Origin of the sequence: Sulfurospirillum sp. SCADC (assembly GCF_000743525.1) — a bacterium.
Taxonomy (GTDB): Bacteria; Campylobacterota; Campylobacteria; order Campylobacterales; family Sulfurospirillaceae; genus Sulfurospirillum.
Window position 1 is genome coordinate 183679 of the sequence record NZ_JQGK01000002.1, and the last position, 8456, is coordinate 192134.

General features: G+C 40.4%; 9 protein-coding genes. 7 read left to right on the forward strand and 2 right to left on the reverse strand.

Annotated features, from left to right (window positions below; genetic code table 11):
* The first annotated feature begins 1 nt into the window (after position 1).
* A complete protein-coding gene (locus JU57_RS02340) occupies positions 2–499 on the forward strand; it encodes a flagellar basal body-associated FliL family protein (protein WP_037956430.1) in 498 nt (165 codons plus the stop codon).
* On the opposite strand, the gene JU57_RS02345 is transcribed toward JU57_RS02340, so the two are convergent.
* Positions 496–864: a NifB/NifX family molybdenum-iron cluster-binding protein gene (locus JU57_RS02345; protein WP_037956431.1), complete on the reverse strand. Its 369-nt coding sequence runs from the start codon at positions 862–864 to the stop codon at positions 496–498. The two genes, JU57_RS02340 and JU57_RS02345, sit on opposite strands and share 4 nt — an antisense overlap.
* A gap of 123 nt (positions 865–987) precedes the next feature.
* Between JU57_RS02345 and JU57_RS02350 the strand changes: the two genes are divergently transcribed.
* The 6 genes from JU57_RS02350 (at position 988) to JU57_RS02375 (ending at position 7418) form a co-directional block, all read left to right on the forward strand.
* Positions 988–1785 (forward strand): ATP-binding protein, encoded by a 798-nt coding sequence (locus JU57_RS02350; protein ID WP_037956432.1) that lies wholly within the window; start codon positions 988–990, stop codon positions 1783–1785.
* Positions 1778–2422, forward strand: a complete 645-nt coding sequence (locus JU57_RS02355) for a CDC27 family protein (RefSeq protein ID WP_037956433.1) — start codon at positions 1778–1780, stop codon at positions 2420–2422. Before JU57_RS02350 ends, JU57_RS02355 begins: the two co-directional genes overlap by 8 nt.
* On the forward strand, positions 2419–2955 hold the full coding sequence (locus tag JU57_RS02360; protein ID WP_037956434.1) for a hypothetical protein: 537 nt from the start codon (positions 2419–2421) through the stop codon (positions 2953–2955). Before JU57_RS02355 ends, JU57_RS02360 begins: the two co-directional genes overlap by 4 nt.
* A gap of 68 nt (positions 2956–3023) precedes the next feature.
* On the forward strand, positions 3024–5054 hold the full coding sequence (locus tag JU57_RS02365) for an ATP-dependent helicase (protein WP_037956436.1): 2031 nt from the start codon (positions 3024–3026) through the stop codon (positions 5052–5054).
* 225 nt (positions 5055–5279) lie between these two features.
* Positions 5280–5672 (forward strand): rhodanese-like domain-containing protein, encoded by a 393-nt coding sequence (locus JU57_RS02370; protein ID WP_037956438.1) that lies wholly within the window; start codon positions 5280–5282, stop codon positions 5670–5672.
* 9 nt (positions 5673–5681) lie between these two features.
* The gene (locus JU57_RS02375; RefSeq protein ID WP_037956440.1) at positions 5682–7418 is read left to right on the forward strand and encodes a thioredoxin domain-containing protein; all 1737 of its coding nucleotides are present in this window, start codon (positions 5682–5684) and stop codon (positions 7416–7418) included.
* A 171-nt stretch (positions 7419–7589) separates the two neighbouring features.
* Here the strand turns inward: JU57_RS02375 and JU57_RS02380 are convergent, their stop codons facing one another.
* The gene (locus JU57_RS02380; protein ID WP_037956442.1) at positions 7590–8294 is read right to left on the reverse strand and encodes a hypothetical protein; all 705 of its coding nucleotides are present in this window, start codon (positions 8292–8294) and stop codon (positions 7590–7592) included.
* Positions 8295–8456: the final 162 nt, after the last annotated feature.

An 8456-nucleotide genomic window follows, 5' to 3' on the forward strand; every position in this document is an offset into this window, starting at 1 on the left:
AATGAGACGCATTTTCATCGCATTTTTACTGTTACATGTAAGCCTTTTTGCGGAGACATTGGTAGTAGAGAATTTCAAAACCAATGTCTTTGCAAAGTCCGACAAAAAGCCTGCTGAAGCAATGGTTGGTTTGATTTTTGAGGGCAAAGAGGTGAAACTGTATGAGTATAAAGTCGTAGATACGCTCAACATCGTCATTGGCAGTTATTTTGCCGAAGATCTTGTGACCTCCCGCGGTAAAGAGCTTTTAAAAGCAACCTTGATTGCGTATGCTAAAAAAACACATGGTTTGGTGATTGATGCTGTGTACATTAAAGAGCTCACCGTTAAAACCAATCCCTCAACGAAAGAGATCGTGGATGCCATCAAAAAAGAGGGCGTGTTTCAGCAACAGCAACAAAATAACGCGCCAAAACAACAACAATCCCAACAGCTCAATTTAGCGCCTCCTCTTCCAAAACGCTCTTTGATTCCAGAAGAGAATGCGGTTAATTTTTAATGATGATGTTCACAGCTATGATCAGGATTGATCTTGGCTGTTTTTCCTGCTAGAAAGTCGCGTAACGCATCTTCAACGGTATCATTTTTGTCATCAAAATAGACATCAATCCCTACATGTAAAAACTTTTTGAGAGGATCTCCGCCAATTCCTGATACCACAAGCGTATCAGCGCCCAATGCTTGGATGTTCGCAACTGCATTGGCACAGCCTCCTGTGACATGCCCAGGGTTTTTATGCACACTCACTTCTTGCACAATACCATCCATCACATCAACAGCGGTATAAAAAGTGGCTTTACCAAAATGTGCACCACGTTTTGCTCCGAGTCCATCCTCTTTCATGGTTGGAAATATTATAGTCATATCTTATCCTTTTAATAATATTTGATAATTTTATCTAAAGCAAGATTAAATAAGTCACAAACAAATGTCACAGAATATGCTAAAATCAAAAAGTTTAAAAAAAGTATGAGTAAAAGAGTAAAAATGAGAGATTTTGAAGCCGCTAAAGAGTTTTTTAAAGACACGGTTGATCCTTCGTTTTATTTTGATAGCATTAATGCTGAAATAGCGCGCAATAAACTAAACGATGCCATTGGTGATCCGCTGATTCCGCTTATTTTTATCATGGGCGATCCTGGTGTTGGCAAAAGCCATATCATGCGTGTTATGCACTATTCTGCGATGCGAAATGGTGCTAGTATTTTGATAGAACATCCTTTTTTTGACCCACGCGATCTTTTTAAAGAGCTTTATGAAGCCAGAGAGATGCCGTTTGATAAACATAAAAGTCAAGGTGAATTTTTAGATGAACTTTTTGAAGCGTACGTGGGCACATTCTGCACTATTTTTATCGATGAAGCGCAACTTCTCAATGATGAACAGTTTGAATTCCTTCGTATTCTTAGTGACACCAAACTCTTTCAATTTGTCCTAGCCATGCACAAAGATGAGGGTCGAGCACTATTGGCTAAAAAGCAGTTTAAAACCCGTACAAAACTGGTGATTGAGTATGGAAATTTGGAAGAAAATGAGATATTGCGTTATATTCACACTCTCTTTATGGGGCACACTCACGGCGAAATCGCACTGATGTTCACGAAGAATGAAGCTCGCGTGATTGCTAGGTATGCCAAAGGCAATTTTAGAATGATTAAAAAATTTTTGTATACGCTGATGAAACTGCTCGATTATGCGCAAAAAAAGGGGTTGTCGAAGTATCGTAAACTCAATAGTTGCCTGTTAACGATGGCAGCACTTGATATTGGACTCATCCATGACTAGTGTACGTTTTGAAGAGTTAGAAAAACGGTGTGCAAGGCTTAAAAAAATACGGATTTTACGCATTGTTGTAACGATAGGATTCCTCTTTTTAGGCGGATTTGGTGGGTATTATTGGATACATCAGAGCAACATAGAGCCCGTTGTTGTCTCTGTGCCACCTACGGAAAAGCCTGCGGTGGTTGTCCCCATTCCAAGTCTCAGTGATCATAATGAGAGCAATGCAACACTTTTTGAAACCATGGTTCCTGAAGTGTCACGTGATGAAACACTCTTTTTAGCACCGCATGTTTACAAAGACGAGGCAAAATTACCTGTTTCTGAGACCGAAGAGGCGACACGCTCGTTACACGAAGAGCAGCAGTTACTCAAAGCGTATAACACCGTTTCAACGTTTGACAACGCCTATGCACTGGCGCATTTTTACTTTGAGCATAAAGCCTATGCGGAGGTAATCATGTGGGCAAAAGAGGCGAGTAAACATAACTCAAGCTCCGAAAAACCGTGGATACTCTACGCCAAAGCAAAGTTTTACCTTGGAGATCGTACAGAGGCTATAAGGTCTTTGGAACTTTTTTTAGGCTATATTAATTCTAAAGAAGCACATGAACTACTAAATTTTTATAAAGGACAAGAATGAGAGTTGTTTTAGCATTATTGGGTCTTTTTTGCAGTTATCTGTATGCCTATTCTTACAATGATCTTTTGAAAGACTATGAGGCGAAAAATTTTGAAAAAGTGTGCAATGATGGTTCCATTTTTCTGATTCGAAATGACAAAAATGAGCAGATATTAACGGCTATTGGCGATGCGTGCGCTAAAGTTGATTCGATTAACCCTTTAGGCAATGTTGCTAAAAATCTTATCAGCACCAAAGAATACCGTGAGAGTGGCTCTTATTTTGCAACATTGGTGCTTCAAAAAAAGCTGATTTATCAATTTATGCACGACAATATCAATCTTAAAGAGCTCAAACTTCCTCGCACCGATCATGTCCTCTCTCGCGTTTTTGAGCAACTCTCTAAAGGCAACTATGAAATCGTTGAGAAGCGCATTGAGATTAGTACACCTGAGATGAATTACCTGCTGTGGCTCTCGGATGATGACCCTAAAAAAGTCTATGTCGATGAAAATAAAGATGGAAAGTTGGTTAAACGTCACTGGTATCTGTGAGGCTTTACTTTGTTTTAGGGTGTTTTGGACTAAAATCCCACCTCTAATTTTTTTACTCTAGGAAACCAATGCCTCTTAGCCGACTCAATACTGAGCAAAGAAGTGCCGCAACGGCACCCTCAGGACATAATCTTATCATTGCTAGTGCTGGAACGGGTAAAACCTCGACCATTGTGGCGAGAATTGCCCATCTTTTAAATCAAGGCATTTTGCCTTCTCGTATTTTATTGCTCACTTTTACCAACAAAGCAGCGGCAGAAATGTTAGAACGCGTGGGTGTTTTCTTTGGTAAAAATATCACCTCACAAATTGAATCGGGCACGTTTCATGCAGTCAGTTACCGCCTTTTGAAAAAACTGGGTCGCAATATTGTCCTCAAACAGCCAAAAGATCTCAAAATTTTACTTAAAAGCATTCACGACAGGCGTCGGTTTGATCATATTGACTCTACAGCAAAAGCTTATGGTGCCGCCTATCTTTATGACATTTTTTCACTTTATCAAAATAGCACGGTAACACAGAGTTTTTCCGAGTGGTTGGAGTCTAATGACAGCGAACACGGGCTCTTTTTTGATATTTACGAAGATATTTTTGAAGAGTTTCAAGCGCTGAAGCGTGAATTTGGCTATGTCGATTTTAACGATCTTTTGATCTTAATGCGCGATACACTCAAAACTACCGATGCGCTGAGCTTTGATGAAGTTTTGATCGATGAGTACCAAGATACCAATACCTTGCAAGGCTCACTCATTGACGCCTTTCGCTCCAAGTCGCTTTTTTGCGTGGGTGATTATGACCAGAGTATTTACGCGTTTAATGGTGCCAATATCGACATCATCGGTTCTTTTGCAACGCGTTATCCCAATGCGAATGTCTTTACGCTTAATAAAAATTACCGCTCGTCGCATAAAATTCTCTCTTTGGCTAACCGTGTCATTGAAAAAAATCCAAGGCTGTATGAAAAAAGGCTTGAAGTCACACGTGATGGAGCCTTTGAAGCGCCAAAACTCCTCATTTACGATGAGCTTTTTTCGCAGTATCAGTCCATATCAACCCTGATTAAACACTCAACACATGCACCTGCTGACATCGCCGTTATTTTTCGCAATAACTCAACCGCCGATGGTATTGAAGCGACGCTTCGGGAACAAGGCATTGCCTGTAAGCGCAAAGGGGGCATTAGTTTTTTTGACTCCGCTGAAGTGAAAGCGATGCTTGATTTGGTGGGTGTGGTGGTCAATCCTAAAGATATGATGGCGTTTATCCATAGTTTTGAATACGCGAGAGGTGTGGGAAGTTCGCTCTCCAAAGAGCTGTTTGATGGGCTTTTTAAACTGGGCGATGGCAACATTTACCAAGGGTTTTTTCACCCACGTGAGAATGTCGAAGATGTCTTTAAAAAGCGGGCTAAAAACCATCAATTGGGGCTGTTTGATGACATCATGGATCTTGGCAGTGTGAGCCGTTTTTACAGCCTTGGTTTTGAAGAGCTTTTTCTCTCCAATCCCATTTTAAAACACCCAAAACTCTCCATCGATGGGGCTAAATTTTTACACCAATTTTACAAATTTATGAAGCATGCGACACGTAGTAAAACACCCCAAAGCCTTATCAATCAAGTCTTAAGTTCAGAAGTGTTTAGTGCGATTGCCGAAGTGTTAGCGGTGAAGCGGACGATTAAAAAAGATGGTACAGTGGATGAAAAACTAAAGGCGGAAGCTCGTGCACGTATCTTTCGCAAAGGTCATTTGCTGAAAGATTTGGCAAGCGGTTATGCGTCCAGTGAGCGTTTTTTAAATGCACTGACCCTTGGTAGCAATGAGATGAGTGAAGGAGAAGGGGTCAATTTGCTGAGCATCCATGCGAGCAAAGGGCTGGAGTTTAAAGAGGTGTATGTGATTGATCTGATGGATGGGCGCTTTCCAAATCGAAAACTGATGCAAAAAGGTGGAAGCTTAGAAGAAGAGCGACGTCTTTTTTACGTGGCAACCACACGCGCAAAAGATATGCTCATTCTCTCGTATGCCAAATACGACAAGATCAAAAAGATCAGCTACACCCATTCACCCTTTTTAGTTGAAGCGGGAATGGTACAATAGACTTTTTCATAACCTATTGAAAAAAGAATATCACTTATAGCACATCACTTTTCAAAACTGAAAACATCGCCATAGCTTTGGCTATGACTCAATTTTGAGTTTTAAAAATTAACGCACTCTTAGCGAACTCTTTATCTTTTCATAGGTTATGAAAAAGCCTATAAGTTTTAAAGTTCTGCTAACTTAAAAGAGATAGAATAACTCCTAAAAAGAGAGGAGTTTTTCATGTCCAAAATTTTACTGCTTATAGCCCTTTTTTCAACCTTTTTATTGGCGGAATTACGCCATGTCGATGCGAGTGAAGCGGTGGTTAACAGTGGCATCAAAATCATCGATATTCGAACCTTGCCCGAATGGAAAGAGACAGGAATCGTGAACAATGCCATTCCTTTAACCTTTTTTGATGAACAAGGACGTTATGACGCGGAAGCGTTCATGAAAGCGTTGGATAAGTATGTGAGCAAAGATCAAGAGTTTGCACTCATTTGCCGTACAGGAAGCCGAACGTCTGCTGTTTCAGAGCTTCTCTCCAAGCAAGGGTACAAAGTGGTCAATCTCAAAGGCGGCATGAAGTCGTTGATTCAAAAAGGCTACACACCTACGCCTTACAATCCTTAGGAGTCTGTGATGCACACGAATGAACTCATCCATGAGGATTCTCCCTATCTGTTGCAACATGCGCACAATCCCGTGAATTGGATGGCGTGGAGCGATAAAGCGCTTGCAAAAGCCAAAGAGGAAAACAAGCTCATTTTCCTCTCCATCGGGTACAGCACCTGTCATTGGTGTCATGTGATGGAACGTGAGACCTTTGAAGATGAGATGAGCGCTAAAGTGCTCAATGATGCATACGTGAGTATTAAAGTGGACCGTGAAGAGATGCCTGATTTGGATAAATACTACCAAGACGTGCATTATCTGATCACAAAACGCTCTGGCGGCTGGCCTCTGAGTATCATTATGACACCCACGCAGCAGGTTATTTTTGCAGGTACTTATCTGCCACCAGTGAGTGCGCAGGGGCGCATGGGATTTCGTGAACTGACCAGTTTCATCAAAGGCAAGTTTGATGATGATTTTGCAGAAGTGCAAAAGAGCGCTCAGAGTATTGAAGCGGCGATCAAGCAGTATGAGCGAAGTTTTGAGCAAAAAGAGAGTATTCACACCGAAGCAGTGATTGAAGCGTTTGTGAGCAAGGTAAAAACGAGTTTTGATGATGTTTCTAAAGGTATTGGAAGTGCGCCTAAATTTCCCCATGCGTCCACATGGAACGCACTTTTGGATATTTACGTCCAAACTAAAAATCTCGAAGCGTTGTATATGAGTGAAGATGCGCTGTTTGCGATGGCTCAAGGAGGCATAAACGACCAAATTGAAGGTGGATTTTACCGTTACAGTGTGGACGAGGCTTGGGTGATTCCCCATTTTGAAAAGATGCTTTATACCAATGCTGAGCTGATTGAAGTCTATGCCAAACTGTATAGACTGACGCAAAAATCGTTGTTTAACGAGGTGGTGGATAAAACCATCGAAGCGATGGACGAACGGTTTTTAAAAGAGGGATTGTATCTCAGTGCCAGCGATGCGGACAGTGAAGGTGAAGAGGGCAAATACTTTGTTTTTGGTTTTCTTCAAGCTAAAGAAGCACTTTTAAAAGGAGGGCTGAATGAGGTCGAAACCAAAGCCGTGATGGACTATTTTGGCATCACCAAGTTTGGCAATTTCGAGCACCAAACCACCAATCCCATTCTTACATGTAAGGAAAAACCTGCCCGTTTGGATGAAGCGATTGTGATTTTAAAACACGAGCGTCAAAAGGTGGCGTATCCGTTTATCGACACCAAAATATTGACCGCTTGGAACGCTTTGATGGTCACCGCACTTTTTGAAGCAGGCAAGGTTGAGAAAGCAAAAAGTGTGCTCGATTCTCTTCTAAACACGTTACATGTAAACGGTATTTTGTACCATCAAATCGTCTTAGGTGGCAGTTTGAAAGTGGAAGCATTACTTGAAGATTATGCGTTTGTCATTGAAGGCTTGTTGCGTGCTTACGCATACACGAAAGAGGCACATTATTTGACGTTAGCTAAGAAACTCAGCCATGAAGCGGAGCAGAAATTTTACATCAATGAGGCGTGGTATCTCTCTGATAAAGCGTTTCGTGCCAAAGCGGTTTTGGAAGATAACAGCTACAAAAGTCCGCTTTCAACGATGATTAAAAATTTGTTTGAATTAGCGAAGATTGAAGATGACACCGCATTGTTTATTCGAGCACGTGATATGCTGGAGAGTTTTGGGGCTGGCATTCAAAAATATGCTCACGCTTACCCTGAAGCGGTGAGGGTGATTACATGTTACATGTAAAAAGTTAAAAGTTTAGCCCTGACCCCTTATCCTTTTTTGGTGGACAAGATTTTAGTTTATTTAAAAGTTCTGAAACCTTCATATTTTAAGCCTTTTGTATAACGTTTGTCGTGAGCGATAATTTTCCCGCAGGGTAAATTATCGCGTCTCCTCGTATTTGTTAGAGTTCTTTTAATTTTCAATAGGGTCATGGATGAATTTTAAAAATTGATCTCCAAGATTTGTTGTTCTCTTTGAAACAATCCCATCTAGCGTCATCATAGTATTTAATCCATCAGTATTGACAAGACCTCGCAAGTATAAATCTTTCCATACTTGTTTGTAAAATTCACTTTTTGTGTGTAATTCAGGATATGCTGTTTCAATTAACTGACTCATCGCACCCGTCATTAAACCTCCAAGATTTTTGTTGTTTTCTTGTAGCCAACCTTTAGGATTATGAAAAAGAGTGAGAAGTTTTATATGCCAAACAGTAAAAGTGTCAATCCATGAAAAGAACATAACTTGAAGTGATTTTTCTACTGGATTAGGTAACGCTGTATTCAAAACTGCATTTTTAAGAGCTTCAATTTTCTCCTGTTCGCTGTTTCTTATAGCTAAAGTAGTTGCTTCTAAAGCTGCATCAATAAATGAATCATTATCATGTAATTCTTCAAGTACCACACCCATTTGTTCTTCTAAGTTTCGTAATCCTTCACCAACCTCTTCCATCCAGTCATTTCTACGTTTTTCTAAAGACGGTGTAACAACTATATTTAATAGTTCAATTGCAGCTGCTCCTGCAAATGGAATGGCTCCTAAGCCAGAACGCGTTACTAAATGTGCGATATCTGCAGCTTTAGTAGATGGGACTTCATATTTGTTTTGATCAGCCATTGTATTCCTTTTGTACTTGTACTCTAACGTTTGAATACACTAATAAAGTGCCGCAGGTACTTTATTAGTGTGCTATGTTTTGTTAGCATTTTCAACTAACTCTTTAATGTTTTGCCATTTTTGAATAAGTGCAGTTTTATTTAGTCGACCCTGAAAAACCCA